Genomic DNA, 26,409 nt, shown 5'->3' on the forward strand with positions numbered 1-26,409 from the left:
TAATGTTCGGAAGGCCGCGCATGCCAGGACCCGCACTGTTCGGCCTTCTCGCGGCACTTCTCCTTCCCGGCGCCCTGTTTCCCGCAGCGGCGGCGGAGCCCAGGACGCTCACCTATTCCTGGCCGTCCAACGTCGGACCGCTGAACCCGCATCTCTACGCGCCGAACCAGATGTTCGCGCAGGCCATGGTCTACGAGCCGCTGGTCCGCTACGGGCCGGGCGGGCGCATCGTGCCCTGGCTGGCCGAGACCTGGGAGGTGTCCGGCGATGGGCGCGCCTACACCTTCCGCCTGCGCCATGGCGTGCGCTTTTCCGACGGCACGCCCTTCGACGCGGACGCCGTGAAGCGCAACATCGAAGCGGTGCTCGCCGCACCTGAGCGGCACGGCTGGCTGGAGCTGGTGGCGCAGATTGAGGGCGCCGACGCGCTCGATCCCTTGACCCTCCGGCTGCGCCTGAAACAGCCCTACCAGCCCGCCTTGCAGGAACTGGCGCTGGTCCGCCCACTGCGCTTCCTGTCACCCGCCGCCATGCCGGAGGACGGCAACACCGCGCGCGGCATCAAGGCCCCCGTCGGCACCGGCCCCTGGGTCCTGGCGGAGACGCGCCGGGGCGAGTACGACCTGTTCGTCCGCAACGACCATTACTGGGGCGAGAGGCCGAGGTTCGACCGCGTGCTGGTGAAGGTCATTCCCGACCCGAACAGCCGGCTGCTCGCCTTCGAGGCGGGCGAGCTGGACTTGATCTACGGGTCCGGCGACAGCCAGATCGGCCCCGACAGCTTCCGGCGCTTCGCGGAGTCCGGGCGCTGGCGCACCGCCCTGTCGGAACCGCTGGCGACGCGCACCCTGACGCTGAACGGCAGCGACGGCCCAACCGCCGAACTGGACGTCCGCCGGGCCATCCAGCGCGCGGTGAACCGCCCGCTGCTCCTCAGGGCGGTGCTGGAGGGGATGGAGCATCCGGCCGAGGCGCTGTTCGCGCCGAACCTTCCCTACGCCGATCTTGGCCTGACCGCCCCGCCCCACGACCCGGCCGCCGCCATGGCGCTGCTGGAGGGAAGCGGCTGGGCCGCGACGCCCGGCCGGCCCTACCGGGAGAAGGACGGACGGGAACTCGCCGTCGAACTCTGCTTCATCGGCAACGATCCCCAGCAGAAGGCCGTCGCCGAGGTGGTCCAGTCCGACCTGAAGCGCGTGGGCATCCGCGCCCTGCTGGTCGGCGAGGAGGCGAACGCCATCGCCGAGCGCATGCGCACCGGCCGCTTCGGCATGGTCTTCGCCGACAGCTGGGGGGCGCCCTACGACCCGCACAGCTTCCTCGGTTCCATGCGGGTGCCGAGCCACGCCGATTACCAGGCGCAGCGCGCCCTGCCCATGAAGGCGGAGATCGACGCCGGCATCGGCCGCGCGCTGGTCTCCAGCGACGAGGCGGAGCGCAAGTCTCTTTACCGCAAGGTCCTGACCACCCTGCACGAGCAGGCCATATACCTGCCGCTCTCCCACATGGCCGGCAGCTTCGTCCATGGCGCGAACGTGACCGGCGTCCGCTTCGGCTGGACCATGTACGAGATCCCCTTCGAGGCCATGGACAAAGTGGAGGGGAAAGCGCCGGGAGACGGCACGCCATGAGGCGCCTGATCGCCGTGCGGCTGCTTCTGCTGGGGCCGATGCTGCTGGCCGTCTCGCTGGCGGTCTTCACGGTGCTGCGGCTGGGGCGCGGCGATCCGGCGCTGGACTATCTGCGGATCTCCGGCATCCCGCCGAGCGACGCGGCCCTTCTGGAGGCCCGGCGCCTGCTCGGCCTCGACCGCCCATTGCCCGAACAATATTGGTCATGGCTCGCCGACGCGGCACGGCTCGATTTCGGCCGCTCCTACGTCACCGGCCGGCCGGTGCTGGACGAGATCCTGCACCACCTGCCGGCAACCCTCCAGCTCGCGGGCGTGTCACTGCTGGTGACGCTGGCGTTCAGCGTCCCGCTCGGCCTCTGGGCGGCCTTGCGGCGGGACCGCTGGCCGGACCGGGTGGCGCGCGGGCTGGCCTTCGTCGGGGTGTCGGTGCCGAACTTCTGGCTGGGCTTCCTTCTGGTCCTGCTCTTCTCCGTGACGCTCGGCTGGCTGCCGGCGATGGGGCGCGGCGGGTGGCAGCACATGGTCATGCCGGTGCTGGCCGTGTCGCTGATGTCGCTCTGCATCAACACGCGGCTTGTGCGCGCGGCGGCGCTGGAGGTCCTGAATCAGCGCCATGTTCTCTACGCCCGGCTGCGCGGCCTGCCCGAACACCGCGTCCTCACCCGCCATGTGCTGCGCAACGCGCTGGTCCCCGTCGTCACCGCGACCGGCATGCATCTCGGCGAACTGCTCGGCGGGACCATGGTGGTGGAAAGCATCTTCGGCTGGCCCGGCATCGGGCGGCTGGCCGTCTCGGCGATCCACAACCGCGATTACCCGGTGCTTCAAGGCTTCATCCTGCTGATGACCGTCGTCTTCGTGCTGTGCAATCTCGCGGTGGACATCGCCGGAGCCTGGATCGACCCGCGCCAGCGCCGGCTTGCCATGGGCGGGCGCCGGGAGTTCTTGCCATGACGCTGCTCCAAGCGGGCATGGCCCTGCGCCCACCGCCCGGCCTGCGGCTGGCTTCCGTTTCGGCGCTGCTGCTGGCCGGGCTGATGCTGTTCGGCCCTTGGCTGGCGCCCTATGACCCGACGGAGGTGGCGCTGGACCTCAAGCTCATGGGGCCGAGCCTCGCGCACCCGCTCGGCACCGACCATCTCGGGCGCGACGTGCTGTCCCGCCTGATGGCCGGGGCGCAAGTCTCGCTGGGGGCCGTCGCGGCGATCCTGGCGCTGGTGCTGACGCTGGGTGTCGGGATCGGCAGCCTCGCCGGCATGGCTGGCGGGCGGACGGATGCCGCGATCATGAGGGTCTGCGACGCCTTCCTGACCATCCCGACCTTCATCCTCGCCCTCTTCTTCGTCGGGGTGCTGGGCACCGGCCCGGCCAACGTCGTGACCGCCGTCGTGCTGTCGCACTGGGCCTGGTACGCGCGGATGGCGCGGGCGCTGGTCGCCGGGCTGAAGCGGCAGGACTATGTGCTGGCCGCACGGGTGGCCGGGACCGGGCGGCTGATGACGGTCGTCCGCCACATTCTGCCGGCGGTGCTGGCGCAGATGGCGATCCTCGCCTCGCTCGACATCGGCCACATGATGCTGCACGTCTCCGGCCTCTCCTTCCTCGGCCTCGGCGTGACTCCGCCGGACCCGGAATGGGGCGTCATGATCAACGACGCGCGGGCGGTGCTGTGGACACAGCCGGTCCTGGTGCTGTGGCCCGGCCTGATGATCATGCTCACCGTCATGACCTTCAACCGGCTGGGTGACGGGCTGCGCGACGCGCTCGACCCCGCCCTGCAAGCCGGGGGCAAGGCGCCATGACCCGCCTGCTGTCCATCGAGGATCTTGCGGTCGCGACAGGATCCGGCCGTCCGCTGGTCCGGGGCGTCAGCCTCACCTTGCGGGCCGGGCGTATCCTGGCGCTGCTCGGGGAGAGCGGCTGCGGCAAGTCGCTCTCCCTCCTCGGTGCGCTCGATGCCCTGCCGCCCGGGCTGAGGCGCATGGGCGGCGTGGTCGCCCTGGATGGCCGGCCCTGCGCCGGGCGGGAGCTGCGCGGCGGGATCGTGGCGACCGTGCTCCAGAACCCGCGCGAGGCCTTCAACCCGCTGCTCACCCTGCGAGCCCATGCGCGCGAGACGCTGGAGGTCCGCAAGGCCGAGGCCGACGCGCGCCTCGCCTCGGCACTGGCTGAGGTTGGCCTCGACGACCCGGCCGTTCCCGGCCTGCTGCCCGGGGAGATGTCCGGCGGCATGCTGCAACGGGCGATGATCGCGCTGGCCCTGATCCGGGAGGCGCCCTTCCTGATCGCCGACGAGCCGACGACCGACCTGGACCCGGTCGCCCGCGCGCGGCTGATGGACCTTCTGGCGGGGCTCCGGGCACGGCGGGGGCTGGGCATGCTGCTGGTCACCCACGACCTCGGCGTCGCGGCCCGGCTCGCCGACGAGGTGGCGGTGATGCAGGGTGGGCGGATCGTGGAGACCGCCCCCACCGCGCGGCTCTTCGCCGCCCCCGCCCACCGCCACACGCGCGATCTGCTCGCTGCCCACGCCATGCTCTGCGCGGACGACCGTCCACCCGCCAAGACAGCGACCGTCGGGGCAGTGGCATGACCCTTCTGGCCCTGGAGGGCGTCGGCAAGTCCTACCGTCCCGGCCATCCCGTCCTGCGCGGCCTCGACCTCGCCGTGCGGGACGGGGAATGGCTGGGGCTGCTGGGGCAAAGCGGCTGCGGCAAGAGCACGCTCGCCCGCATCGCCCTGGGGCTGGAGCGGCCGGACACGGGCGCCGTCCTGTACCGGGGCCGGCCGCTCGCCGGACTGCGCGGGGCGGAGGCCAGACAGGCCCGGCGCGACCTCCAGCTCGTCTTCCAGAGCGCCGCCGTCTCCCTCAACCCGCGCCTGACCGCCGGCGCCTCCATCGCCGAGCCACTGCGCAACTTCGAGCCGCTGGACCGCCGGGGCCGGGCGGCGCGCGTGGCCGAACTGCTGGAAATGGTGGGGCTCAGGCCCGAGGATGCCGGAAAGCTGCCGGGCCAGTTCAGCGGCGGGCAGCTCCAGCGGATCTGCATCGCCCGCGCGCTCGCCCCGACCCCGAGGCTGATCGTGATGGACGAGGCGGTCAGCAGCCTCGACCTCGTCGGGCAGGCCCGGCTTCTCGACCTTCTGGCCGGCCTGCGGCGGAGTCTGGGCACCGCCTGCCTCTTCATCACCCACGAGATCCGGCTGGCCCGCCGCTTCTGCGACCGGGTGGCAGTGATGGACGGGGGCCGGATCGTCGAGGAGGGTCCCGCCGCGGGCATAGAGAGCATGGCCCGCCATCCGGCCGCCCGCGCCCTCTTCGACGCCGTCCTGCCCCCCCTGCCGCCGGGGATGGCCGCGCGGTGACGGAAACGGGGAAGCCGCTGGACGCCACGCCTGAAGCGCTGCTCGACGGCTGGCTCGCGGCGAAGGCCGGCAGCCCCCGCACGCGGGACGCCTACCGGCGCGACGTTCTCTGCTTCCTGGAGCATGCCGCCCGCGCGGGCGCCTCTGACGGTCCGGCCCTGGCGGCGCTCGGCGCCGATGACTTCAGGGGCTTCGCCGAGGCGATGGAGCGCGCGGGCGCCACCCCGGCGACGGTCGCCCGCCGGCTGTCGGCCCTGCGCGGCTTCTACGGCCATATACGGGCCTGCGGCCTGCTGGCCGACCCCACGCTCGGCGGCATCGGCGGCCCCGCCGTTCCCCGCCGGCCGGCGCCCGCCATCGCGCCCGGCGCGGGGCAGCGCGCCCTGTCGCTCGTCGGGCTGATGAGCGACGAGCCGTGGGTCGGCAAGCGGGACCGCGCGGTGCTCTCGCTGATGCTGCTCGCCGGGCTGAAGATCGGCGAGGTTCTGGCCCTGTCCCGTGCGGACTTTTCGCGGGACGGGCCGCCCACGCTCCGGCTCGACGGCGGAGCGCGGGGGCTGCGCCTGCCGCCCGCAGCGGCAGAGGCGCTGGCCGATTACCTGCGCGCCTGCCCGCGCGACCTGCGGGCCGGCGAACCGCTCTTCGTCGGGGAGCGCGGCGGGCCGCTCAACCCTGGCGTGGTGCAGCGGCAGATGCGCCGGCTGCGCGCCCATCTCGGCCTGCCGCCGGGAACGACGCCGCACGCCTTGCGCCAGGCCTTCGCCCGCGAGCTGCTGGCCTCCGGGACCGGGATCGACCGGCTGCAGGCCGAACTCGGCCTCGCCCACCGCGCGACCTCACGACGCTACCGCTGACACACTGCCGGCCGTCAGTGGCTGTGACCGTGCTCATCATCGTGCGGCCCCAGCTCCTCCGGAGCGTGGACATGCTCGTGCGGCTTCAGCTCATGGACCGCGTCGTCGTGGCGGTGATCCGCGTCGTGGCCGTGACTGTGATCATGGCTGTGGCCGTGCGGATGGCGGTGCTGGTGGATGTGCTCGTGCGTGTGCGTGTGGGCGTGTTCGTGGCTGTGGACCAGATCGCCATGCCGGTGCTCGTGCGTGTGCACATGGGTGTGCGGGTGCGTGTGGACGTGCCGGTGCTCGTGGCTGCCCTTCATGGCCGGGTTCCTCCCCCTCGCTATGCTTCGCAGACCACATTCTAGGGCCTGCCATCCTCTCGGCGCGACTGTCCCGCGACGAATTCACCCCATTGCGTGTTGGATCCTCATGGCCGGCAAGGCTCCGGCTTCGATCGGATAAGGAAGGAAGGACGATGCGTCAGAAGCTTACCGTCGTGGCCTGCGCGCTGGCCCTGTTCAGCCTCGGGGCCTGCGCCGACAACAGCATGTTCGGCTCGAACGACAGCGCCGGTTCGGGCAACTCCATGGGCGCTGGCTCCGCTCCCGGGGCTACCCCGATGGCCGGATCGCGGTCCGGCGGCATGGACGCCGACGCGACCGGCGGCAACCGCGCCTACTACCCCGGCACGCTGGACGGCGAGGGAAGCCGCCTCTACGACACCGACACGCCCGGCGCGAACTGAGCCCTGCCGGCTGGCGCCCTTCCCTGGTTCCACGCGGACCGGGAAGGCTTCGACCGGCCGCCGGACGCCGTCTCCCAAGGAATAAAGCTCGCCCGGCCCCCGTTCATCTTGGATGAGGCACAAAGGCGCTCGGACCGCCCGTCCGGCGCCCCGCCTCGGAAACGAACGGGTTTGGAGCGAACGATGTCCCGCATGCCCCTTACGGCGGCTTTCCTGGCCGGCACCCTGTCGATGGTGCCGGTCCTTTCCGGAACGGCCTGGGCCGATCCCTGGAAGGACGAGAGCGGCCATGGGCGCTACCGTCATGGTCACCATCACGAGGGAGAATGGCGAGGCGACCGGGACGGCGGGCGCCGTGGCGACCGTGCCGAATGGAAGGAGGAATACTGGGACGGCAACTGCAAGGTCGAACGCAAGTGGGAGCGTGACGGCGACTACAAGGAAGAGCGCAAATGCAAGGGCGGCCGCGACGACCACCGGCACCGCGAGCCGGTCTATGTCGTCCCGCCCCCCGCCCCTGCCCCGGTCTATGCCGTGCCCGCCCCGCAGAACAGCTACGACCCGTCGCCCGGCGTCTTCATGGGTGGCATGCCGATGGCGGTCGGCCCCGTGCCGGGCATGCCGGGCATCGCCTGCAACCGCGACCTGATCGGCGGGCTGCTCGGCGGGGCGGCTGGCGGCGTGCTCGGGAACCAGTTCGGACGGGGTGCCGGGAACGCCGCCGCGACCATCGGCGGTGCCGTGATCGGCGCCATCGTCGGCGGCTCGATCGGGCGCGGCATGGACCAGGCGGACCAGGCCTGCGTCGGCCAAGCGCTGGAATACGGCCAGCCCAACCAGCCAATCGCCTGGCGGAACCCGGAAGGCGGCTGGTACCAAGTCACGCCCACACGCGGCTTCGAGCGGCACGGCAACCCCTGCCGCGAATATGTGACGGAAGCCAGCATCGACGGCCGCGGCCGCCAGCAGGTAACCGGCATGGCCTGCCGCGAGCCGGACGGCACATGGCGCATCCTGCGGTGACGGCATCCCGCGGTTCTGGGAAAAGCCTCCGGGCCGAACGGGGTAAGCCCGGTTGAGGGGGATGGCGATGGCGGCTTCCCAAAGGCGATGGCGCTTCCAAGATTGACTCCATAGCCCATCGCCAGCAGCGGAGCCGCCATGTTCGATCCCGCCGACATCGGTCGCATTTCCCCCGACGAGCAGGCCGAGGCCCTGCGCACGCTGATCGCCACCTTCGCCACCTCGGTCGTGCGTCCGGGAGCGCCCAAGCCGCGCAACGCCGTCTCCGCCGGCATCCTGGACATTCTGGACGAGGTCCCCGCCGACCGCGCGGAAGGTGTGGCCCAGCTCTTCGCCATGATGGCGCTGCGCCTGCGCCGCCGCGCCCGGCCGCGCCGCACCACCTTCCGCCTCGCATTGGAAACCGCCCTGCTCGCCCGCAGCTATGTCGGGGACGGCGCCCCGGCGGACGAGTCCGCCTATCTCGCCTCCGACCGCCCAGGGCTGGACACCATCGACCGGGCCTGCACCGACCTGCTCGACCGCATGGCGAGCGTGCCGGAGGCGGAGCAGCGGGCCTGGCTGGGCGCGCAGGTCGTCGCCAGCGCCCTGATCGACGCGGAACACCGCAACCGCCTCGACGACGCCGACCGCGACCTTGGCGACATGGCGGTCGCCGAGTTCCTGCTGCGCTCCACCGCGCAGTATCTCGCCGCGACGGCGGTCCGCACGCCCCAGCCCGAAGGCGGGAGCTGACGCGCATCCCGACGCCTCCTCTGGCGCCTCAGCCTCCCCCGCCTATGCCCTTCGCCCGGTTATCCTCCCTCCGATTCGGGTAGGGGATATACAACCCGTTTCTGTGGTTCCTTGCTTGACCCGGCGGGATTGCCTGCGACAAGGTGATCTCCTTGCCTCGGCCTTGGCCGTGGATGAAGCCCGTGCATGCGGGAACGATTTGGCGCCGGCCGCTGGACCGGGACGGCGCGGGAGGGGGATAGGGCATGACCCGCTACACGGGCGTTTACGGCTTTCCGGAATCGGCGGATGGAGCGCGGCGCCTCGCCGAGGCGCTCGGGGTGCCCTGCCACATCGCGGAACTGCACCGCTTCCCCGACGGCGAAAGCCTCGTCCGGCTGCCGGAAACGCTGGAGCGGGCCGTGGTCTACCGCTCCCTTGACCGGCCGAACGACAAGCTGGTGGAGCTGACGCTGGCCGCCTCCGTGCTGCGCCGGCAGGGTGCCTCGGAGATTTGCCTCGTGGCGCCCTACATGGCCTACATGCGCCAGGACGCGGTCTTCCGGCCGGGCGAGCCGGTCAGCCAGACCATCGTCGGCGAGTGGCTGGGCCGCTGCTTCGACCGGTTCGTCTGCGTCGAGCCGCACCTTCACCGCACCCACACGCTGGACGAGGTGTTCGTCGGACGCCCCTCCATCGCCCTGTCCGGCGCCGGCCCGATCGTGGAGCGGCTGCGCGCCGAGGGGGTTCCGGCGGGCACCGTCATCGTCGGGCCGGACGAGGAGTCGGCCCCGCTGGTCGAGGGCATCGCCGGGCCGCTCGGGCTGGTGCCGGTGGTCGGCCGGAAGGTCCGGCGCGGCGACCGGGACGTGACCGTCGAGCTGCCGCCGGACGCGCCGATGGAGGGCCGGCCGGTGATCATCGTGGACGACGTGATCAGCTCGGGCATGACCATCTTCTGCTGCGCGCGCGAGGCGCGGGCGCGCGGCGCCTCCTCCCTGCGGGTGTTCGGGGTGCACGCGCTGTTCGGCCCGGACGTCGCCGCCCGCTTCGAGGCGGAAGGGCTGGGCACGCCGCTCTCCTGCGACGGCGTGCCCCACCCGACCAACGGATTGCCGCTGGCCCGCCTGATCGCCGACGCCCTGTTGTCTTGATGCCCAATGTCCCGACATGTTGCCGTCGTGACATCCCGGAGTCCTGAACCCTCCCATTCCGCGCATTCGAGGTAACAAGGACAGGGCTTCTGATGTAGCATCCCCGGCGAAGGGGTCGCGGGAGGCGGTGATGGTGAAGGTTTCGGATGTCGTGCTTCAGATGGCGCGCAAGCTGACCGAGGACATCGTCCGCCTGCGGCGCCGGCGGGAGGCGGGAAAACCGAAGACCTTCCCCCACTTCCGCGGCATCCGCGACCTGCATCTGGACATCCAGGGTCTGATCTTCTCGATCCAGGACCGGATCGTGCCGGCGGGACCGAGCCTGCCGCCGAACTTCGCGCAATGGGTCATCCGCCAGAAGCTGACGGCCATCGCCATCTTCACGGACATCAGCCACGACTTCATCAGCGACCCGCCGCTGGCGCTTACCTCCTCGCTCGGCGCCTTCGACGTGCTCCAGTCGGAGCACAAGGCCTTCACCGAGACGCTGAACGCCTTCGACATGATGCTGATGGAAGCGGGCATCGACGACAAGACCGCCGACGAGCTGGACGCCACCCGCACCAAGATCGAACAGATCCTGGTGATGATCGGGGCGCTTCTCCAGACCAGCCCGAAGGTGCTGGAGGAGTTCTGATCCCCCCTACCCGGGCGCAGGACTACCTGGGGTTCGTGCAGGCCACTTTACATACGCCTATCGTTATAGGTAAACTTCGAGCCGAACAAGGGCTGTCCGTCGAACGGGCGGCTGCCGGGGACGGGAGAGCCGCCCCGCCAGCCAACACTGCCGCGGGAGAAGCATGGTCTGGCTCAAGACAACCTCGGCCCGCATCGCCGACGCCGCCCCCAACGGTTACGACAAGGTCGGCCATCACGTCTTCGAGTCCGCGGCGTCCGACCCGCGCGGCCGGAGCCCGACGGTCGGCGACTACCATCGCCGGCTTCCCTGGCTGGCGCTGACCGCGGGTCTGCTCCTGACGATGCTGGTCTGGCACCAGGCATCCCAGACCGTGCGGGCGGACGCCCAGCACCGTTTCTCGTTGCGCGTCGCCAAGCTGCACAGCCGGATCAACGACTACACCCGGACCTATGAGCAGGTCGCCCGGTCCGCCGCCGCCCTGATGAACGCCTTCCCGGACACGAGCCGGCTGCAGTGGCAGCGCTACATCGAGGGGCTGGAGCTTGGGGAGAGTTTCCCCGGCATCGTGTCCGTCGCCCTCGCCCGGCGGGTCATGCCCGGCACCGAGGCGGAAACCGAATCGGCCGCCCATGCGGACGGCGTGACGTCCTTCCGGATCCGTCCCGTGCCGGCCACGGGGGAGCGCGTCGTCAATTTCTACACCTCCCCGAACACCGAATCGAACCGGATCGCGCTGGGCTACGACCTGATGTCCGACGCGACGCGCCGGACCGCTGTCGAACGCACCCGCGACACCGGCTTCCCGTCCGTCTCGCCGCTCGTGACGCTGAAGATCGACGAGGAGCAGGGCGCGCAGCCGTCCTTCATCCTCTTCCAGAGCGTCTATCGCGGGGGCGGCGTGCCGGCCACGCTGGAGGAACGCCGCCAGGCCTTCGCCGGGGTGGTGCTGCTGCCGATCCGCGTCAACCCGCTCCTCGCCTCGGTGCATGACGAGGAAAGCTCGGACATCGCGATCCGTCTCTTCGACAACCCGGCGAACGCCAGGGCGGCGGCGACGCCCGAGCGGATCCTGACCCGCGGCAAGGCGCTGCTGAGCCGGGAGGTCACCGCTGCTGCGGACCGGCCCTTCCTGACCGACATCCGGGAGATCCGGATGGGTGGCAGGGACTGGACGCTCCGCTTCGACACGCAGCCCGGATTCGAGACGGGCGAGCAGCACTGGTGGCCCCTGCTCGTCCTCGGCTCGGGCACGGCGCTGAGCGTCTCGCTCTTCATCCTGCTGTGGACGCTGACCATGACGCGCCGGCGGGCCGAGCAGCTCGCCCAACGCATGACCGCCTCGCTCCGCCGCCGCGAGGCGGAGCTGCACCAGCTCTTCAGTCAGGCGCCGCTTGGCATCGCGCTGATCGGCGCCGACGGCCATGTCGAGGACTGCAACGCCGCCTTCGCGCGGGTGACCGGGGCGCCGCGCGACCGGCTGATCGGCTTCGACACGCTGGCCCAGCTGAAGGACGCCACCCTCGTCGCCGCCATCGAGAACGCCATCGCCGGACGGAGCGCCAGCCTGGAGGTCGAGCAGCTGAGCTTCGCCGGCGGCCGCGCCAGCCATGTCAGCGTTCATCTCCAGCCGGTCTACGAGCAGCAGGAGCTGCTGTTCGTCCAGGCCTTCATCGAGGACATCGGCGAGAAGCGCCGGGCCGAGCAGCACATTCAATATCTCGCCCATTACGACTCGCTGACCGGCCTGCCGAACCGGGTCCTGCTGTTCGACCGACTGGGCCAGGCGCTGAGACTGGCGCGGCGCCAGGGGAGCAAGCTTGCCGTCCTCTTCATCGACCTCGACCGCTTCAAGGTCATCAACGACAGCCTGGGCCACTCCTACGGCGACGAGATCCTTCGCTCGGTCGCGCGGCGGCTGAGCGGCGGGCTGCGCGAGACGGACACGGTGGCGCGGCTCGGCGGAGACGAGTTCCTGATCGTCGTGCCCGGCATCGAGGAGCCCACGGACGCCTCGGCCGTGGCGGAAAAGGTGCTGGCCCAGCTCGCCAGCCCCTTTGCGGTGCAGGGCAAGACCTTCAACGTCTCCCCGAGCATCGGCATCAGCCTGTTCCCCGACGACGCGGACGACGCCGAGGGGCTGATCCGCTGCGCCGACATCGCGATGTACAACGCCAAGGACGGCGGCCGGAACGCCTACCGGTTCGTGACGAAGGAGATGGGCGCGCGCTCGCGCGAGCGGCTCGATCTGGAGGCCAGCCTGCGCCGCGCGCTCGGTGGCGACGAGCTGTTCCTCGTCTACCAGCCGCAGGTCCACATCACCGAGGGGCACGTCGTCGGGCTGGAGGCGCTGCTGCGCTGGCGACACCCCGAGGCCGGCCTGATCCAGCCCGACCGCTTCCTGTCCATCGCCGAGGAGACCGGCATGATCCAGGAAATCGGCGATTGGGTGCTGCACGAGGCCTGCGCCCAGATCCGCCGCTGGAAGGAGCGCCACGGGCTGTCGGTGCCGGTCGCGATCAACCTGTCGGGCACCCAGTTCCGCGACAAGGGGCTGCCCGACAAGATCGCCGCCGCGCTGGCCGCCGCCGGGCTGGAGGGACGCGACCTGGAGATCGAGGTCACCGAGAGCACCCTGATCGACGACATCCCCGCCGCCGTCGCCACGCTGCGCTCCCTGAAGGCGCGCGGCGTGCTGGTGGCGCTGGACGATTTCGGCACCGGCTATTCCTCGCTCAGCTACCTGCACCGCTTCCCGATCGACAAGCTGAAGATCGACCGCTCCTTCATCAACGACCTGGAGCAGGACGGGATCGGCGATTCCATCCCCCGCGCCATCGTCGGGCTGGGCCGCAGCCTCGGCCTGTCCGTGGTGGCGGAGGGCGTGGAGACGGAGGGGCAGCTGAAGCTGCTGCGCCAGCTGAACTGCCAGAGCTACCAGGGCTATCTGTTCAGCCGCCCGCTGACCCCCGACGACCTGGAGCCCATGCTGTTCGGAACGCCCGGCGTCGGATCGCGCGAGACCGCGCCGGCCATCTAGAACGCGGCTCCCGGCCTCCGGAAAGAAGCGGCCGCCGCCGGACAACCGCCCGCGCCTGGGACGGCAGGCCGCCCCAAAATGAAACAAGCCCGAAGCGGACGCTTCGGGCTTGTTCTTCGTCAGGCCGGCGGCTGGTTACTTGGGAACCTTGCCGACGACGCCCTCGACGTACCAGTCCATTTTCAGGATCTGCTCGTCCGTGGCGTTCTGGCCGGCCGGGATGACGACCTTGCCGGACTGGTCCTTCACCGGGCCCTGGAAGGAGTGGCGCTTGCCTTCCATGATGTCGGTGCGGGCCTTCTCGGCCAGCGCAACGACGTCCTGCGGCAGGGCCGGGTTGTAGGGGGCCAGGTACAGCATCTTGTCCTTGAAGCCGCCCCAGGTGTCCTCGGCCTTCCAGGTGCCGTCCAGCACCGCCTTGACGCGGGAGATGTAGTACTGGTCCCACTCGTCCACGATGGCGGTCAGATGCGCCTTCGGGCCGAAGCGGGTCATGTCGGACGACTGGCCGAAGGCGTAGAGGCCGCGCTCCTGCGCGACCTGGATGGCCGCCGGGCTGTCGGTGTGCAGCGAGATGACATCGGCGCCCTGGTCGATCAGGGCCTTGGCCGCCTCGGCTTCCTTGCCGGGATCGTACCAGCTGTTCACCCAGACGACGCGCACCTCGGCCTGCGGGTTGGCCTCGCGCAGCGCCAGGGTGAAGGCGTTGATGCCGCTGACCACCTCGGGGATCGGGAAGGACCCGATGTAGCCGATGATGTTCGACTTCGTCATCTTGCCGGCGATGAGGCCAAGCGGGGTGCGGCCCTCGTAGAAGCGCGCGGCGTAGGTCGCGACGTTCTTGGAGCGGCGGTAGCCGGTGGCGTGCTCGAACTTCACGTCGGGGTAGCGCTGGGCCACCCGCAGCGTCGGGTTCATGAAGCCGAAGGAGGTCGTGAAGATCAGCTTGTGGCCGCCGGCGGCGAGCTGTTCGATCACGCGCTCGGCGTCGGCGCCCTCCGGCACGTTCTCGACGTAGCTGGTGGTGACCTTGTCGCCGAGTTCCTTCTCCACCGCCAGGCGGCCGAGGTCGTGCTGGTAGCTGTAGCCGTGGTCGCTGACCGGACCGACATAGACGAAGCCGACCTTCAGCTTCTCCTGCGCGGCCGCCGGGCCGGCGCCGAACCCGCCGGCGCCGAGCGCCACGGCCGCGGCGGCGAGGCCGCCCAGGAGGGTCTTGCCCAACGTCCTTCTGTTCACGTGTATGCTCCCTGTTCGCTCGAAGATGTTCGCATCGATGATGCGTGAAGGACCGCCGCGCGCCGTTCCCGGCCTCAGGCGTCCGGATGGAAGACCTTGCCGAGGCTGGCCGGCGCGTTCAGGCGGATGCGGGCCACGTCCCGCGATATCACCACCAGGACTACGACCGTAGCTATATACGGCAACATGGACAAGAGCTGCGACGGGACCTCGATCCCGAGGCCCTGGATGTGGAGCTGGGCGATGGTGACGCCGCCGAAGAGCCAGGCGCCGACCAGCACGCGGGCCGGCTTCCAGGTCGCGAAGACGACCAGCGCCACCGCGATCCAGCCGCGTCCGCCCGTCAGCCCTTCCGCCCACATCGGCGTGTAGGAGAGCGACAGGTAGGCCCCGGCCATGCCGCTCATGGCGCCGCCGAACAGCACGGCCAGGAAGCGGATGCCGATCACCTTGTAGCCCAGCGCGTGGGCGGCGGACTGGTTCTCGCCCACCGCGCGCAGCTTCAGCCCGGCGCGCGTGTGGAACAGGAACCAGTGCACGGCCGGCACCATGAACAGCGCCAGATAGACCAGCGCGTCCTGCCCGAACAGCGCCTTGCCGATCACCGGCAGGTCGGTGAGGCCGGGAACGTTCAGCTCCGGCAGGTCGGCCAGCGGGATGCCGACGAAGCCCTGCCCGATCAGGGCCGACAGGCCGATGCCGAACAGCGTCAGGGCCAGGCCGGTCGCCACCTGGTTGGCGAGCAGGAACAGCACCAGCACGCCGAACACGGCGGACACCGCCGCCCCCGCCGCCGCACCGCCGATGAAGCCGACGGTCGAGCTGCCGGTGGTCACGGCGGCCGCGAAGCCGCAGACGGCCCCCACCAGCATCATGCCCTCGACGCCGAGGTTGAGGACGCCGGACTTCTCGACCACCAGTTCGCCCAGCGCCGCGAAGAGCAGCGGCGTGGCCGCCGTCATCATGGCGGCGAGGATCGGTCCCAGGAGAGCCAGTTCGGTCATGCCGCGGCCCTCCGGGCGCCGAACCGCACGCGGTATCGGATGAGCACGTCGGTGGCGAGCAGGAAGAACAGAAGCATGCCCTGGAACACCCCGGTGATCGCCTTCGGCAGGCTGAGTTCGATCTGCGCCGCCTCGCCGCCGATGAAGGACAGCGCCATCAGCAGCCCGGCCAGCAGGATGCCCAGCGGGTGCAGCCGCCCGAGGAAGGCGACGATGATCGCGGTGAAGCCGTAGCCCGGCGAGATGCTCGGCGTGATCTGGCCGATGGGTCCGGCGATCTCGCCGACCCCGGCCAGCCCGGCCAGCCCGCCCGACAGCAGCATGCACAGCCAGATGATGCGCTTCTGGCTGAAGCCGGCGTAGCCGGCGGCCTGCGGCGTCAGCCCGATGACCTTGATCTGGAAGCCGATGAAGGTGCGGGCCATCAGCACCCAGCCGCCCGCCACCGCCAGCAGCGCGAAGAGCGCCCCCAGATGCACGCGGGTGCCCGCGATCAGGATGGGCAGCGTCGCGGCCTCCTCGAACAGGCGCGATTCGGGGAAGGCGAAGCCGTCCGGGTCACGGTAGGGCCCGTTCACCATGTAGTTCAGCAGCAGGAGCGCCACGTAGGTCAGCATCAGGCTGGTCAGGATCTCGCTGGCGTTGAAGCGGACCCGCAGGAAGGCGGGGATCGCCGCCCACAGCATGCCGCCGGCGATGCCCGCCAGCATCATCAGCGGCAGCAGCCACCAGCCGGCCCCCTCCCCATAGAAGGCCAGCGCCACGCCGCCGCCCGCGATGGCGCCGAGTGTCAGCTGCCCCTCCGCCCCGATGTTCCAGACGTTGGCGCGGAAGCCGATGGACAGGCCGATGGCGCAGAGCACCAGCGGCGTCGCCTTCAGAGCCAGCTCGCCCAGGCCGCGCAGGCTGCTGACCGGCGCCACGAAGAAGGCGTGCAGCGCCCGCACCGGGTCGAAGCCCAGCGCCAGGAAAAGAAGAAAGCCGCTGGCGAGCGTCAGCGCCACCGCCAGCAGCGGCGTCGCGTAGAGCATCGTCTTGGACGCCTCGCCGCGCGGTTCAAGCCGAAAGAGGCTCATTCGTCACACCCTTGCCCATCCTCGAACCGGCCGAACTCACACCGCACGCGCCGTCTCCCCGTTGCCGGCGGCCTCGCCGCCGTCCGACCCGTTCCCGAACATGCCGCCCATCAGCAGCCCGATCTCCTCCACGCTGGTCTCCTGGGCCGGGCGGCTGTCCGACAGCCGGCCGTGGAACAGGACCGCGATGCGGTCGCTCAGCACGAACAGCTCGTCCAGGTCCTGGCTGATGACCAGCACGGCGGCCCCGCCGCGCGCCAGCTCGATCAGAGCCTTGTGGATGGCGGCCGCCGCACCCGCGTCCACGCCCCAGGTCGGCTGGCCGACGACCAGCAGCCCCGGCCGTTGCAGGATCTCGCGGCCGATGATGAATTTCTGGAGGTTGCCGCCGGACAGGGACCGCGCCTCCGCGCCATGGCCGCGCGCGACCACGTTGAAGGCGCCGATGATCCGGTCGGCGTAGGCGCGGGCGCGCCCGTGCCGGACCATGCCGCCGCTCACCAGCGGCTCGCGCGCGTATCCCGACAGCAGCGCGTTGTCGGCGAGGCTCATCTCCGGCACAGCGCCGCGGCCCAGACGCTCCTCCGGCACGAAGGCGAGGCCGAGCCGGCGCCGCTGCTTCGGCCCCAGCCGCCCGGCGGGCGTGCCGTCGATGCGCACGGCGTCCGGGTCGGCGGACGGTTCCTCGCCGCTCAGCGCCGCCATCAGCTCCGCCTGGCCGTTGCCGGCGACCCCGGCGATGCCCAGGATCTCGCCGGCCCGCACCTCGAAGCCGATGTCCTTCAGGTTGGTGGCGAAGGGATCGGCCGAGCGGGTTGAGAGGCCCCGGACCTGGAGCCGTGCCGCACCGGGTGCGGCCTGCGGCGGGCGCACGGGTGCTGCCAGCTCGGTGCCGATCATCATCTCGGCGAGGCCACGCGCGGTTTCCCGGCGCGGGTCGCACGCGCCGACCACCCGGCCGCCGCGCAGCACGGTGGCGCGGTCGCACAGGCTGCGGATCTCCTCCAGCTTGTGGCTGATGTAGAGGATGGTGCAGCCCTCCGCCGCCAGCCGGCGCAGGGTCTCGAACAGCTTCTCCACCTCCTGCGGCGTCAGCACGGAGGTCGGCTCGTCCATGATCAGGAGCTTCGGGTTCTGGAGAAGGCAGCGCACGATCTCCACGCGCTGCCGCTCGCCGACCGACAGGCTGTGGACATGGCGGCCGGGGTCGAGCGCCAGCCCGTAGCGCTCCGACACCGCGCGCACCCGCTCGGCCAGATCCTTCATCGGCCCCGGATTGTCGAGGCCGAGGGAGATGTTCTCCGTGACCGTCAGCGTGTCGAAGAGCGAGAAATGCTGGAAGACCATGCCGATTCCCAGCCGCCGGGCGGCGGCGGGATCGGCGACCGTCACCTCCTCCCCCTCCCAGAGCAGGGAGCCGGAGTCGGCGTGCAGGACGCCGTAGATGATCTTCACCAGCGTCGACTTGCCGGCGCCGTTCTCGCCCAGCAGCGCGTGGATCTCGCCCGGCTGCAGCACGAGGTCGACCGAGTCGTTGGCGAGACAGCCCGGGAAGCGCTTCGTGACGCCCCGCAGGACGAGGCGGGGCGCGGAGGAGCGGGGCGGCGGGGACGGCTGGGAGGCCGGCGGGAACGGGGATGGGGAATCCAAGGAGGGCGGATCCAATTCAGACGGGTGGTGCCGGACATGCCAAAGCCATGCCACGTCCGGACAGAGTAGCGCTTAGGGCGCTACAGCCGTCAATAGCCGAACGGTCCGCCCGTTCCCTGGGCAATTGCCCATTCCTGCCGCAGAATTCCCGCCGGGTTCAGCCGCGGCCGTAATTGTCCTCGATACGCACGATGTCGTCCTCGCCCAGGTAGGAGCCGGACTGCACCTCGATGAGCTGGAGCGGCACCTTGCCGGGATTCTCCAGCCGGTGGACGGTGCCCATGGGGATGTAGATGGACTGGTTCTCGTAGACGTGGACCTGCTCCTCGCCGCGCGTGACCAGCGCCGTCCCCTGCACCACCACCCAATGTTCGGCGCGGTGATGGTGGCGTTGCAGCGACAGGCGGGCGCCGGGCAGGACGGTCAGGTTCTTGACCTGGAAGCGCGCGCCCGAGTGCACGGACTGGTAGGAACCCCAGGGGCGATGGACCTTGCGGTGGTTCAGCGGCTCCGGACGGCCCTCCTTCTTGAGCCGCTCGACCACCAGCTTCACGTCCTGCGCCTTGTCGCGGCCGGCGACCAGCACCGCGTCGTCGGTGACGACCACCACCACGTCCTCGACCCCGACCAGCGCCGTCAGGTGCCCATCGCTGTTGACGTAGCAGTTCCGGGCGTCCTCCGTCATCACGTCGCCGAGCGCGACGTTGCCGTTCAGGTCCTTGGTCCCGACGTCCCACAGGGCCGACCAGGAGCCGACGTCGGTCCAGCCCAGGTCGCAGGGGACCACCACGGCCGAATCGGTGCGCTCCATCAACGCGTAGTCGATGGAGATGGAGGGGATGGCGGCAAAGGCCGATTCGTCCAGACGGAGGAAGTCGAGATCGCGCGCGGCCCGGTCCAGCGCCGCGCGGGCGCCCTCCAGCACCTCGGGCGCGTGCCGCTCCAGCTCCGCCAGCATGGCGGCGGCGGGGAACAGGAACATGCCGCTGTTCCAGGCGTAGTCGCCGCTCGCCACATAGCTCTCGGCGGTGCGCCGCGCCGGCTTTTCGACGAACTCGGCGACGCGGAAGGCGCCGTCCACCGCGTCGAGCGGCGCGCCGCGCCGAATGTAGCCATAGCCCGTCTCGGGTGCCGTCGGGGTGATGCCGAAGGTCACCAGCAGGCCCTTGGCCGCCGCCTCGGCGGCGCGGTCCACCGCCGCGCCGAAGGCCGGCAGGTCGCGCACGAGATGGTCGGCGGGCAGCACGAGCAGCAGCGCGTCCTCATCCTCGCGGACCGCCGTCAGGGCGGCCACGGCGCAGGCGGCGGCGGTGTTGCGGCCGACCGGCTCCAGCAGGATGGCGCCGGGGCGGATGCCGCTCTGGCGCATCTGCTCGGCGATGATGAAGCGGTGCTCCTGGTTGCAGATCACCAGCGGGGCGGCGAACCGGTCGGCGTCGGTGACGCGCGTCGCGGTGTCCTGAAGCATCGACCGGTCCGAGCAAAGCGCCAGGAGCTGCTTCGGGTAGAGTTCCCGCGACAGCGGCCAGAGCCGGGAGCCCGTCCCGCCCGACAGCAGGACGGGAACGATTTTTCCGGCGGAATTGCGGGAAACGGGAAGGGTGCTCATGCGCGGACGGTCCTCGGAACGGGTGATCGGCCCGGGCCGTCGTCCGACTCGGGCATGGCCGCACGATGCCTCTTTCGGCGTGAGGAGAAAAGAGCAGGAATGGGTTTACCAACCCTGCAAGGGCGCAAGCGCGGGCGGACGCCCTACGGGTTAGGCCCCTGCCCCTTCTGTCGCGGTGCATCCCTGCCCTGCCCGCTGGCCCCGCCCCGCCGCCGCGGGCGGTCTTGTCTTGCCCAAGCTTCCCGCCCAACTATCGGCTAAGCGCGGGCGCGTTCATGCGGCCCGCGCCATGTGGTTTTTGCCCCACGGGTTCTGGAGGACGGCATGACGGACGGTCGGGCGGGGTACGCGATTCTGGGGGACCGGGGCGTTCTGGCGGTGAGCGGCGAGGACCGCGCCACCTTCCTGCAAGGGCTGGTGTCCAACGACATGCGCCGCGCCTCCGGGGAACGGGCGCTCTACAGCCTGTTCCTGACGCCGCAGGGCAAGTACATGCACGATTTCCTGCTGGCCGAGCATGAGGGCGCCATCCTTCTGGACGTTGAGGCGGCGCGACGCGAGGACCTGCTGCGCCGTCTGCGCATGTACAAGCTGCGCTCCAAGGTCGCGCTTGAGGACCGGGCCGGGACCTTCGCCGTCGCGGCGGTCTTCGGCCAGGGTGCCCTGGACCGGCTGGGCCTGCCGGCAGAGGCCGGCGCCGCCCGCCCCTTCGGCGGCGGAATCGTCTTCACCGACCCGCGCCTGCCCGCCCTTGGGGCGCGGGCGATCCTGCCGGCCGAAGGTGCGGCGGCGGCGCTGGAGGGAGCCGGACTGGCGGTGCAGGACGCGGCGGATTACGACCGGCTGCGGCTGTCGCTCGGCGTTCCGGACGGCAGCCGCGATCTCGTGCCCGAGAAGGCCATCGCGCTGGAGAACGGGCTGGACGATCTGAACGCCATTTCCTGGGACAAGGGCTGCTACATGGGCCAGGAGCTGACGGCGCGCACCAAATACCGGGCCCTGATCAAGAAGAAGCTGTTCCCCGTGACGCTCGACGGCCCGTTGCCCGAGCCGGGCACCCCGGTGACGCTGGACGGGCGCGAGGTCGGGGAGATCCGCAGCGGCCGCGACGGGCAGGCGCTGGCCCTGCTGCGGCTCGAGGAGGCGGCCCGCGCGGAAACGGACAAGTCAAAGCTGCTGGCCGGTGAAACAAAGGTAACGGCTCGCAAGCCGGATTGGGCCAGTTTTTAAGTTTCTGACATATCGGAAACCACCATCGAAGGGGTTGCCCCGAATGATGGCGGCCCGGTATGGGATTAATCGACTTCCTCAGGCGTTAATAACTTTGTCAGCAAGACAAGCAAGGGCGTGAGAACAACACGCCCCCGCCATAAAACAAGGAGTCGATCATGCGGAAGGAACTTATCGCGGCCGTGTCGGCGTTTGCCCTCATGACTGGTGCGGCATTCGCTCAGACTTCCTCGACGGACACCAGTTCGCCCGGCGGCACTTCCGATGCCGCGGGCATGACCACGCAGAACGGCGCCGGCACCTCGAACGCCACCGGCACCAGCACCGGCATGACCGGCGACCAGGCCCAGAGCGGCGCCTCCACCTCCTCTTCCACCTCGATGGACAGCTCGTCGATGAGCGCCAGCGCCGAGGAGATGATGGGCAAGACCGTCTACGGCGCGAACGACGAGAAGATCGGCGAAGTCGAGGACGTCATCCTCGGCACGGACGGCCAGCCGCAGCAGCTCGTGGTGTCGTCCGGCGGCTTCCTCGGGATCGGCGCCAAGCAAATCGCCATCGACGTCTCCCAGGCGAAGCTGAACGCCGAGGAGGGGCGCGTGGACATCACCGGCATGACCCAGCAGGACGTCGAGTCGATGCCGGAGTTCGAGTACAACGACAGCATGACCTCGCTGAACCGCGGCGACAAGGGCGACGCCAAGGCCAACAAGCCGGACACGATGAACGCCCCGGCCCCGGCGACCGGTACGGGTACGACCGCCACCCCGATGGGCGGCCCCGCCACCGGCTCCAACAACGTCAACGGCGGCACCAGCGGCCAGTAACCGCTCGGACCGACGTAAGACGGAAAGCCCCCGCGGAGCGATCCGCGGGGGCTTTTTCGTGCGCCGGCTCCTGTCAAACGGCCCGTGGCGTCAGGCGCGCAGCAGGTCCACGAAGCGACGGCAGGAGGCGATGTCCGCGCGCAGGTTGGCGCGGCGCTTGGTCGCCTCGGCGTCCTCGCCCCACTGCTCGATCTGGAAGGTCTCATCAAGCTGCGAGACCTCGAAGGCCTCCTCGGCGTCGATGCGCCCCTCGAACAGGGCGAGCGCCACGACCAGCGAGCCGCAGGCCCCCGTCGCCGTCTGGAAGGCGGAGAGGGTCCAGTCGTCCATTTCCTCCACCGCCGCCCGCAGGGCGCGGATGGCGTGTTCCGGCTGGGGCTTCGGCATCAGCCCGGCGCAGACCTGCAGCGGCGCGTCGTAGCGCAGCGTCGCCCAGTCCAGCAGCGGCTGCCACAGCCGTGCCTGGCGGTCCACCAGCGGCTGCGGGTGTTCGGCGCGGTAGCAGAGCAGGTCGGTGCCGGCATAGCCGACGACTCCGTCCACGATCTGCGCCCGCCCCTTGCCGATCAGGTCCACCGCCGTGCTGGCGAGCTGCATCAGCGGCATGTCGCTCGGCTTGATGTCGTCGCCCTGGGCCTCCCACTCCGCGGCGATGCCCCGCGCCAGAGGCTCCGACGGGATCACCAGCGGGGCCTTGGCCGGGCTGCGGATCGGGCGGCCGTCGAGGCGCACATCGAACCCGCCGTCCACGGCCTCGACCGAGACGGCCTTGTAAAAACGCTTCATTCGGCACCCTTGGCAGAAACAGTCTCACCCACGCGCAGCAGCTCCAGCATCGCCCTCGCGGCCTCCGGCCCGTTGTGGACGATGCGGTCGGCCCCGGCCTTCTCCAGGTCGGGAACCGCGGATAGCCCCAGGACACCCCGACCGACCAGACCCGCGCGCTGCGCGCCATCTGTATGTCGTATGTCGTGTCGCCGATCACAACCGTGTCGTCGGCGTCCGCGCCGGTTTCCGCCAGCGCGCGCAGCACCATGTCCGGATGCGGCTTGCCGGGGCCGATGTCGCTGGTCTGCAAGGTGACGAAGCGGTCCCGCAGCCCGTGCCGCTCCAGCACCGCCAGCAGCCCCCGCCGCGACTTCCCCGTGGCGACGCCGAGCAGCACGTTGGCGCCGTCGAGCGCGTCCAGCACCTCGCGGATGCCCGGGAACAGCGGCTCGTGCAGGTCGCCGCGCTGCCGCTGCGCCGCGAAGGCCGCTTTGTAGCTCTCCGCCACCCGCTCATGCAGGTTTGCGTCCGCCCCCGGCAGCAGCCGCGCCACCGCCTCGACCAGCGGCAACCCGACCAGCCCCCGCACCGCCATGGCGCTGGGCTCCCCCAGCCCATGCTCCGCCCAGGCCGTGGTCATGGCCTCAATGATGGCGAACTGCCTGTCCACCAGCGTGCCGTCGCAGTCGAAGAGGGCGAGTTTCAAAGAGTTAGGTGGCAAACGCCCGCTCCGAGTTGGCTCTGGTCAACAGGATCGTTTCAACCTAGCCGCTGGCTTGGCTTCACTCAACAGCGCGGATGAGAAAGGCGTCACGTAAGGAAGCGAAGCTCGGAGACCCACCGACCCCCGCAGAGTGCGAATGGAGTCCTCGCTCCAGGCAGGTTGCTGAACGCTGAGGGAACGTGACTTCCCCCTTGGCCCTGCGGTATTTTTACCCGCATGCGTTGCGCTCAAGCGTGAGCAATGCGCACCTAAATACACATGCGGGGGTGTGGCGTGGAACTGGCCGATAAGATCAAGACACTTGGTGGTCGTATCGAAAAGCAGCGGGCAAGCGTCCTGACTGAAGAAGCATGCAAAAATGCTTTCGTCATGCCGTTCCTCAGCGCCCTTGGTTACGACGTGTTCGATCCCGACATCGTTGTACCGGAGTTCACGGCCGATGTGGGTGTGAAGAAGGGCGAAAAGGTCGATTACGCCATCAAGCTCAACGGCAAAATTTCCATGCTGGTGGAGTGCAAGGGCTGCGGCGCCAATCTTGCCGTTAGCCATATGTCCCAACTCTATCGCTATTTCTCTGTCACGGATGCCCGTTTCGCCATCCTGACCAATGGAATTGACTACTGGTTCTATTCGGACTTGGACGAGCCGAACAAAATGGATCAGAGGCCGTTCTTTCAATTCAACATTCTGGACCATCGCCCCGACGACGTTGCCGAACTCCAGAAGTTTGCTATCGACATGTTCGATCTGGATACAATCCTTTCGACAGCGAGCAACTTGAAATACAGCTCCGCTATAAAGGCTGAGCTGATCAAGGAATTCGATAACCCGTCCGAAGAACTCGTCAGGATGATGGTCGCCCGCGTTTATGAGGGGCGGTTCATTCAGAAGGTCAAAGAGGAATTCGCCCCGCTGGTGGCCGTTGCGATCAAGGACGCCATCCGCGACATGATCGACCGGAGACTCGCCACGGCTTTGGAAGTCGGCACGACCAACTGGCCAACACCGCCAGCCGTTTCTGTGATCGAGCCAGTCAGTGCGGATAGCAGCGGCGGGGAAGAAGGTGTTGTGACCACTCCCGAGGAAATCGAGGCCTACCACATCATAAAGGCCATTGTCCGCTCAGAGATCAAAGCGGATCGGGTCACAATGCGGGACGCACAAAGATATTGCGCCATTATTATAGACGACAGCAACAGAAAGCCGCTTGCCCGCCTGCACTTCAACGCGAAGACGGTCAAGTACATCAGCCTGTTCACTGCGGACAAACAGGAAGAGCGTATCAAGATTGATAGCGTTGATGACATCTACGGGTTTGCCGAACGTCTGCGGCAAACTGCGGCATCCTACTCGGAGAAAGTGTCCAGCTGAAATTTGCTCAGATAAGGCGCGGCCAAACGCCTACTGATATCGAGTCGTGCTGGCGGTGTAGGCACCCCGCTACACCGCCGCACTCTTCGTAAAAGCCCACAGTCGGCGGGGGTGTCCATCTGACGTACCGAGCCTGACGGCATTCTCGCAAGCGGGAGGAGATAGCCTCGGCGCCATTTTATCGCCGAGGCGGCAGACCGCCCTTTGGAGTGCTACCTCATTCCACGTCCACGAACGGGTCTTCGCGGAGGTTGGCGCTGAAGTCCATGTATTTCCAGGTCTGCAGCATGTGGTCCGGCAGAGGGGCGGTGACGTCGATGGTCTTGTTGCCGCGGGGGTGCGGCAGGATCAGGCGGCGGGCGTGGAGGTGCAGCTTCTTGGGCACTTCGGCGCCGGGGATGATGGCGCCCTGACCCGCGTATTTGCCGTCGCCGAGAATCGGCGTGCCGATGGCGGCCATGTGGACGCGGAGCTGGTGGGTGCGGCCGGTGCGCGGCCACATGGCGACGAAGGCCGCCTGCTTGCCGGCGTTCTCCAGCACGCTGAAATAGGTCAGCGCCCGCTTGCCGTCGTCGTCGTCGCCGGCCACGCGCTCGCCGCCCGGCCCGCCTTCCTTGGCGAGCGCCAGGTCGATCTTGCCCTGGTAGGGCTTGGGCACGCCGACGGTGACCGCCCAGTAGATCTTCTTCACGTCCTTGCCGCGGAACATCTCCGTCAGGCGGCTGGCGGCAAAGGTCGTGCGGGCGAGCAGCAGCACGCCGGACGTGTCCTTGTCGAGCCGGTGGACCAGCTTCGGCCGCTCCTTCCCGTCGAAGCGCAGAACGTCGAGCATGGCGTCCAGATGCTTGGTCGTGCCCGTGCCGCCCTGCACGGCGAGGCCCGCCGGCTTGTTGATGGCGATCACGTCATCGTCCCGGAACAGCACCATGGCCTGGAGGGCGGCGGCGTCCTTGTCGGAGATGGCTGGCTTCTTCGGTGCCGGGCGCAGCATCTCCTCGACCGGTGCGGCGTGGCCGAGCGGCGGGATGCGGATCTGCTGGCCGGGGCTGAGGCGCGAGTTGGCCTCCGCCCGCTTGCCGTCCACCCGCACCTGACCGGTGCGCAGCAGGCGCTGAAGGTGGCCGTGCGTCACGTCCGGGTAGTGGCGCTTGAACCAGCGGTCGAGCCGGACGTCGGCCTCGTCGCGTTCGACGGTCCGGGTGACGATGCTGCCGGCGCGCTGGGAGGAGGAGGAGGTCGAATCGGAAGCAGTCATGACACGGACACCGCTGAAAGGAAGCGCACGGCCGCGAGGCCGGCAAAGAAGCCCAGTATGGTCAACACCACCGAGGCCAAAACATAACCCATCGCCGGCAGGAGTTCGTTCCGGCCGACCAGGGTCCCGACGTCCAGGGAGAAGGACGAAAAGGTCGTGAAACCGCCGAGCAGGCCGACGAGCAGGAAGGCGCGAAGCTCCGGCCCCGGCTCCCAGACCCGCAGGGCCGTCTCCGACAGCACGCCCATCGTGAAGCATCCGAGGACGTTCACGGCCAGCGTGCCGAAGGGGAAGCGCGTGCCGAGCCATTGCCCGACCGCCGCGGCCGCCAGGTAACGGGCCACCGATCCGACCGCACCGCCGGCGGCGACGGCGAGGAGTGTGGCGGGCGGTGCGGACACGGGGCCTCCGGCATGGTTTCGGGCGGGATTAGAGCCAGAAAAAGCCGGGATTGTCACGCGAATGGAGGGAACGGCGGAGCATGGCTGGCGAGCCTTCCGCCCCC

General features: G+C 69.6%; 24 protein-coding genes and 1 pseudogene. 15 read left to right on the forward strand and 10 right to left on the reverse strand.

Features of this window, described 5'->3' with window-relative positions; genetic code table 11:
* Window positions 1–20: 20 nt before the first annotated feature.
* Genes nikA through JUB11_RS07610 form a run of 6 tightly spaced genes read left to right on the forward strand, consistent with a single transcriptional unit; the run spans window position 21 to window position 5,853 of the window.
* Entirely contained in the window at window positions 21–1,631 is a 1,611-nt protein-coding gene (nikA, locus tag JUB11_RS07585; RefSeq protein ID WP_207457915.1) for a nickel ABC transporter substrate-binding protein, read from the forward strand.
* Entirely contained in the window at window positions 1,628–2,587 is a 960-nt protein-coding gene (gene nikB / locus JUB11_RS07590) for a nickel ABC transporter permease subunit NikB (protein WP_207457916.1), read from the forward strand. Before nikA ends, nikB begins: the two co-directional genes overlap by 4 nt.
* Window positions 2,584–3,435, forward strand: a complete 852-nt coding sequence (nikC, locus tag JUB11_RS07595; RefSeq protein WP_207457917.1) for a nickel ABC transporter permease subunit NikC — start codon at window positions 2,584–2,586, stop codon at window positions 3,433–3,435. Before nikB ends, nikC begins: the two co-directional genes overlap by 4 nt.
* Entirely contained in the window at window positions 3,432–4,226 is a 795-nt protein-coding gene (locus JUB11_RS07600) for an ATP-binding cassette domain-containing protein (RefSeq protein WP_207457918.1), read from the forward strand. The genes nikC and JUB11_RS07600 overlap by 4 nt, the downstream gene beginning before the upstream one ends.
* Window positions 4,223–4,999, forward strand: a complete 777-nt coding sequence (locus JUB11_RS07605) for an ATP-binding cassette domain-containing protein (RefSeq protein WP_207457919.1) — start codon at window positions 4,223–4,225, stop codon at window positions 4,997–4,999. Before JUB11_RS07600 ends, JUB11_RS07605 begins: the two co-directional genes overlap by 4 nt.
* Window positions 4,996–5,853 (forward strand): tyrosine-type recombinase/integrase, encoded by an 858-nt coding sequence (locus tag JUB11_RS07610; RefSeq protein WP_207457920.1) that lies wholly within the window; start codon window positions 4,996–4,998, stop codon window positions 5,851–5,853. The genes JUB11_RS07605 and JUB11_RS07610 overlap by 4 nt, the downstream gene beginning before the upstream one ends.
* A gap of 14 nt (window positions 5,854–5,867) precedes the next feature.
* On the opposite strand, the gene JUB11_RS07615 is transcribed toward JUB11_RS07610, so the two are convergent.
* Window positions 5,868–6,158, reverse strand: a complete 291-nt coding sequence (locus tag JUB11_RS07615) for a hypothetical protein (protein WP_207457921.1) — start codon at window positions 6,156–6,158, stop codon at window positions 5,868–5,870.
* 155 nt (window positions 6,159–6,313) lie between these two features.
* Between JUB11_RS07615 and JUB11_RS07620 the strand changes: the two genes are divergently transcribed.
* The 6 genes from JUB11_RS07620 to JUB11_RS33135 all read left to right on the forward strand — a co-directional run bounded on the left by JUB11_RS07620 (window position 6,314) and on the right by JUB11_RS33135 (window position 13,151).
* Window positions 6,314–6,583 (forward strand): hypothetical protein, encoded by a 270-nt coding sequence (locus JUB11_RS07620; RefSeq protein WP_207457922.1) that lies wholly within the window; start codon window positions 6,314–6,316, stop codon window positions 6,581–6,583.
* 183 nt (window positions 6,584–6,766) lie between these two features.
* Window positions 6,767–7,606 (forward strand): glycine zipper 2TM domain-containing protein, encoded by an 840-nt coding sequence (locus JUB11_RS07625; RefSeq protein WP_207457923.1) that lies wholly within the window; start codon window positions 6,767–6,769, stop codon window positions 7,604–7,606.
* 138 nt (window positions 7,607–7,744) lie between these two features.
* On the forward strand, window positions 7,745–8,341 hold the full coding sequence (locus JUB11_RS07630; protein WP_207457924.1) for a hypothetical protein: 597 nt from the start codon (window positions 7,745–7,747) through the stop codon (window positions 8,339–8,341).
* Window positions 8,342–8,586: 245 nt separating this feature from the next.
* Window positions 8,587–9,474 carry a ribose-phosphate diphosphokinase gene (prs, locus tag JUB11_RS07635; RefSeq protein WP_207457925.1) on the forward strand — a complete coding sequence of 296 codons (888 nt, stop codon included), beginning with the start codon at window positions 8,587–8,589 and terminating at the stop codon, window positions 9,472–9,474.
* Between the two features lie 130 nt (window positions 9,475–9,604).
* On the forward strand, window positions 9,605–10,111 hold the full coding sequence (locus JUB11_RS07640) for a hypothetical protein (protein WP_207457926.1): 507 nt from the start codon (window positions 9,605–9,607) through the stop codon (window positions 10,109–10,111).
* Window positions 10,112–10,274: 163 nt separating this feature from the next.
* Window positions 10,275–13,151, forward strand: a complete 2,877-nt coding sequence (locus JUB11_RS33135) for an EAL domain-containing protein (protein ID WP_282189022.1) — start codon at window positions 10,275–10,277, stop codon at window positions 13,149–13,151.
* A gap of 135 nt (window positions 13,152–13,286) precedes the next feature.
* Here JUB11_RS33135 and JUB11_RS07650 read toward each other — a convergent pair whose 3' ends face one another.
* The 5 genes from JUB11_RS07650 to JUB11_RS07670 form a co-directional block, all read right to left on the reverse strand.
* The gene (locus JUB11_RS07650) at window positions 13,287–14,396 is read right to left on the reverse strand and encodes a BMP family ABC transporter substrate-binding protein (RefSeq protein WP_348771383.1); all 1,110 of its coding nucleotides are present in this window, start codon (window positions 14,394–14,396) and stop codon (window positions 13,287–13,289) included.
* A 68-nt stretch (window positions 14,397–14,464) separates the two neighbouring features.
* Window positions 14,465–15,394 carry an ABC transporter permease gene (locus JUB11_RS07655; RefSeq protein ID WP_207457927.1) on the reverse strand — a complete coding sequence of 310 codons (930 nt, stop codon included), beginning with the start codon at window positions 15,392–15,394 and terminating at the stop codon, window positions 14,465–14,467.
* A complete protein-coding gene (locus tag JUB11_RS07660) occupies window positions 15,391–16,470 on the reverse strand; it encodes an ABC transporter permease (RefSeq protein ID WP_207457928.1) in 1,080 nt (359 codons plus the stop codon). Before JUB11_RS07660 ends, JUB11_RS07655 begins: the two co-directional genes overlap by 4 nt.
* A gap of 36 nt (window positions 16,471–16,506) precedes the next feature.
* Window positions 16,507–18,045 carry an ABC transporter ATP-binding protein gene (locus JUB11_RS07665; protein WP_247886917.1) on the reverse strand — a complete coding sequence of 513 codons (1,539 nt, stop codon included), beginning with the start codon at window positions 18,043–18,045 and terminating at the stop codon, window positions 16,507–16,509.
* A gap of 232 nt (window positions 18,046–18,277) precedes the next feature.
* The gene (locus JUB11_RS07670; RefSeq protein WP_207457930.1) at window positions 18,278–19,729 is read right to left on the reverse strand and encodes a mannose-1-phosphate guanylyltransferase/mannose-6-phosphate isomerase; all 1,452 of its coding nucleotides are present in this window, start codon (window positions 19,727–19,729) and stop codon (window positions 18,278–18,280) included.
* Between the two features lie 324 nt (window positions 19,730–20,053).
* On the opposite strand from JUB11_RS07670, the gene JUB11_RS07675 reads away from it, so the two are divergent.
* Window positions 20,054–20,959, forward strand: coding sequence for a folate-binding protein YgfZ (locus JUB11_RS07675; RefSeq protein WP_207457931.1), 906 nt, complete (start codon window positions 20,054–20,056; stop codon window positions 20,957–20,959).
* 158 nt (window positions 20,960–21,117) lie between these two features.
* A complete protein-coding gene (locus JUB11_RS07680) occupies window positions 21,118–21,786 on the forward strand; it encodes a PRC-barrel domain-containing protein (protein ID WP_207457932.1) in 669 nt (222 codons plus the stop codon).
* Window positions 21,787–21,876: 90 nt separating this feature from the next.
* Here JUB11_RS07680 and JUB11_RS07685 read toward each other — a convergent pair whose 3' ends face one another.
* Both JUB11_RS07685 and JUB11_RS07690 read right to left on the reverse strand, forming a co-directional pair.
* A complete protein-coding gene (locus tag JUB11_RS07685) occupies window positions 21,877–22,572 on the reverse strand; it encodes an ATP12 family protein (RefSeq protein ID WP_207457933.1) in 696 nt (231 codons plus the stop codon).
* Window positions 22,573–22,762: 190 nt separating this feature from the next.
* Window positions 22,763–23,224, reverse strand: a pseudogene (locus tag JUB11_RS07690) (HAD hydrolase-like protein); the annotation flags it as partial.
* A gap of 327 nt (window positions 23,225–23,551) precedes the next feature.
* On the opposite strand from JUB11_RS07690, the gene JUB11_RS07695 reads away from it, so the two are divergent.
* Window positions 23,552–24,649 carry a type I restriction endonuclease gene (locus JUB11_RS07695; RefSeq protein ID WP_207457934.1) on the forward strand — a complete coding sequence of 366 codons (1,098 nt, stop codon included), beginning with the start codon at window positions 23,552–23,554 and terminating at the stop codon, window positions 24,647–24,649.
* 217 nt (window positions 24,650–24,866) lie between these two features.
* Here JUB11_RS07695 and JUB11_RS07700 read toward each other — a convergent pair whose 3' ends face one another.
* Both JUB11_RS07700 and crcB read right to left on the reverse strand, forming a co-directional pair.
* The gene (locus JUB11_RS07700) at window positions 24,867–25,904 is read right to left on the reverse strand and encodes an RluA family pseudouridine synthase (protein WP_207457935.1); all 1,038 of its coding nucleotides are present in this window, start codon (window positions 25,902–25,904) and stop codon (window positions 24,867–24,869) included.
* Complete coding sequence (gene crcB / locus JUB11_RS07705; RefSeq protein ID WP_207457936.1) at window positions 25,901–26,305, reverse strand: fluoride efflux transporter CrcB; 405 nt, start codon at window positions 26,303–26,305, stop codon at window positions 25,901–25,903. The genes JUB11_RS07700 and crcB overlap by 4 nt, the downstream gene beginning before the upstream one ends.
* Window positions 26,306–26,409: the final 104 nt, after the last annotated feature.

Origin of the sequence: Azospirillum sp. SYSU D00513 (assembly GCF_017356015.1) — a bacterium.
Classification (GTDB): domain Bacteria; phylum Pseudomonadota; class Alphaproteobacteria; order Azospirillales; family Azospirillaceae; genus Azospirillum.